Source organism: Nocardioides cremeus (genome assembly GCF_030518195.1).
In the GTDB taxonomy this organism is placed as follows: domain Bacteria; phylum Actinomycetota; class Actinomycetes; order Propionibacteriales; family Nocardioidaceae; genus Nocardioides; species Nocardioides cremeus.
In genome coordinates this window covers 1-242 of the sequence record NZ_JAULSC010000369.1, presented here as the reverse complement: position 1 = coordinate 242, position 242 = coordinate 1, and the positions used below count along the sequence as shown (strand labels likewise).

The 242-nt window shown below is 76.0% G+C and carries 1 protein-coding gene; it reads right to left on the bottom strand.

The window, feature by feature from the left end:
• On the bottom strand, positions 1 to 242 hold a 242-nt coding region (locus QWJ41_RS21385), incomplete at both ends, for an ATP-binding cassette domain-containing protein (RefSeq protein ID WP_302710521.1).

The window sequence follows — 242 nt, the reverse complement described above, 5'->3', positions numbered from 1 at the left end:
AGGCCGAGCTCGGTGACCGCGCCCTCGACGGCCTCGCGCGAGCCCGCCGCGAAGAGCGCGATGTTCTCGGCGAGGGTGCCGGCAAGGATCTCGGTGCGCTGGGTGACCACCCCGACGGCGCGGCGCAGCGCCTGCAGGTCGAGGTCGAGCACGTCGCGACCGCCCAGCAGCACGCTGCCCGGCTCGGGGTCGACGGCGCGGGAGACCAGCGAGGCGAGCGTCGACTTGCCCGAGCCGGTGCG